The sequence below is a fragment of the Polynucleobacter sp. UB-Piko-W3 genome (assembly GCF_018881635.1).
In the GTDB taxonomy this organism is placed as follows: Bacteria; Pseudomonadota; Gammaproteobacteria; order Burkholderiales; family Burkholderiaceae; genus Polynucleobacter.
In genome coordinates this window covers 1-2,588 of the sequence record NZ_JACVPY010000006.1, presented here as the reverse complement: position 1 = coordinate 2,588, position 2,588 = coordinate 1, and the positions used below count along the sequence as shown (strand labels likewise).

Genomic DNA, 2,588 nt, shown 5'->3' with positions numbered 1-2,588 from the left:
CTATAGTCCGTATATAAACCACTAAACAAGGCACGATCAATGCCAGCGCCGCCACCAATCAGATCATTGCCAGTGCCACCACGCAAGATGTCGTCACCCGCATTACCAAAGATGGTGTCATTACCACCGCCAGCATCAATCACACTGCCACCGGTATATGCGGTCAAGGTGTCGGCATAAGCAGAGCCCAAGAGATTCTCAAAGCTGGTGATGAGATCAGTACCGGCTGCACCAGTCACTGTGCTAGTAGTGCCATTACCAAGGTTCACCGTCACACCACCAGAGGCAGAGCGATATGAGAGCGTGTCATTACCACCACCACCATCTAAGGTGTCATCGCCATAGCCACCATCAATGGTGTTCGCACCACGGTTACCCGTAATGATGTCGGCATACTCAGTGCCGCGCAGGTTCTCAATACCGTAAAGTACGCTGTTACCAAGGCTGCTAATAACAGTGCCAACTTGTACAGAATCGTTATTCAGACCAGCATCATTTAGTGTTGCAGTAATACCAGAGTAGTTCCACTTAAAGTCAGCAGTATCGTTACCACTACCACCCATTAAGGTGTCAGAACCACCGAAGCCTTGCAAGCTGTTATCGCCCGCATCACCAATCAGGGTATCGTTGTAAATCGTACCAGTAATATTCTCAATATTTTTAAGTAGGTCAGTGCTAGCGCTGCCCAATAGCTCATTACCATCTGCTACGGTGACGCTCACATATCCATTAGCATCTTTAGCGGCTGATAGATCTACCGTAATACCGGTAGTACTTCTGGTCGCGTTGTTATTGGCAATCAATGCTTCGGAGTAGTTAATCCAGTCACTACCTGCGCCGCCATCAATCGTATCGTTACCGTCTAGACCTCTAAAGACGTTATCACCGCTACTACCCGTTAAGGTGTCATCAAAGCGTGAGCCCACTACACGCTCAATCCCAATCAAGGTATCGTAACCATCGGCGCCCGAGGCAGTACCCCAAATCTGACCATTAAAGTCGATACCACTTCCGTAGTTATACGCTGAGTAGTTATACGTACCAGCGCCCAGGTTCACGGTGACACTACCATTAGCCCACTTGTACGATGCCCAATCATTGCCACCGCCACCAATTAAGGTATCGTTGCCTTGGCTACCAGCAAGCCAGTCGGCACCAGAGCTACCAATAAGGATGTCATTACCATCGCCACCACGCGCACCGGTCATACCGATCAAGATGTCGTTGCCATCAGCACCAGTAGCAGTGCCATAAGACATGCCACTAATAGAGATGCCTGCAACAGTAGATAAACTTAAAGAAGATGCTGCATTACTACCAACACCTAGATTGACAGTAACGCCGTAAGCGCTATTAAGGTAATCAGCCCAGTCAGTAGCAGCCTCAGCAAGTGCGCCAGGAAAACCATTACTAATGCCGACTAAAACGTCATTACCTAAACCCCCGCGTAGCCAGTTACCAGAGGTAGAACCAATCAAAGTATCGTTATAGCTAGTGCCGCGGATACCTTCAATGTTGTAAAGCGTATCGGGGCCCATCTGAGTGTTGACGGTGCCAGTGATCGTGTTGTACTGAGTACCAATTGCAATACCACCTAAAGTGAGGTTGGTCGTAGTACCAGCGCTTAGTCCACCCAAGTTGGCAGTAATGCCCATCGTAAAGAGGGAGCTTTGGTAATCGACCCAGTCGGTACCGCGCTCTACTGAGGAGCCACCATAAAAAGTATCTAGGCCGCCGCGACCAGCAAACCAATCACTAGAATATCCACCAACAAAGAGGTCAGACTGCGCGGTACCAGCGATGTACTCGACTGATTGCAAATAATCCGCACTACCAGATGCTAGCAAAGTGCTCGCAGAAAAACTACCGGCTGTATAGTTTTGGTTCTTAAAGACAAAGTAGTCATTAAGTGATGCAGCATTACCTTGATCGGTAGCGAGCACCATAACGCCTTTAACGCCTGCACTCAGATTATCGAGCGCGCCATAAGCAGCAGTATCTGAACCTAAGCCGCCATCAATGCGGTCATATCCACCACTAGCAAAGATAGTGTCATTACCAGAGCCTGCTTCAAGCCAATCACTACCAGCACCACCCGTCATGGACTCGTTATAAATACTACCGATTAACAGGTTGTTCTGGTTAAAGTTAGCGTTATAAGAGTAAACCGTATTGCCAGATACTTCGGTAAACGATTGATACGTTTGGCTACCAGTAGAACCATTAACGGTATAGCCATTAACACCAATACTAAATTGGGTACCCTCATTGGCAAAGTTACCAATCAGAGTCTGGGTAGCAATTAACTGCTTACCAAAGCCATCGGCATAAGTGCGGGTGTAGATATTGCCATCGGTGCCGCGCTCAGTAAAAGTAAAGCCTACTTGCGAGCCGTTTGGATTGACCTTAACGGTTGAGGTGCCAGCGTAATCAATAAAGGTATCACTACCACTGGTACTGACCAGTGTGCTCACACCATTGCGAATCACAGAATCGACCCCAAAGGTCATGGTGTAGGTATCGTTACCGCCATTACCGATTAAGGTGTCATCACCTAAACCACCATCTAAGGAGTCGTTGCCAGAGCC

1 protein-coding gene is annotated in these 2,588 nt (G+C 48.2%); it reads right to left on the bottom strand.

Going from position 1 to position 2,588, the window contains the following annotated elements:
- Nucleotides 1-2,588 (bottom strand): calcium-binding protein (locus tag ICN31_RS10560; protein WP_216261290.1); only part of this gene is annotated, 2,588 nt, incomplete at both ends.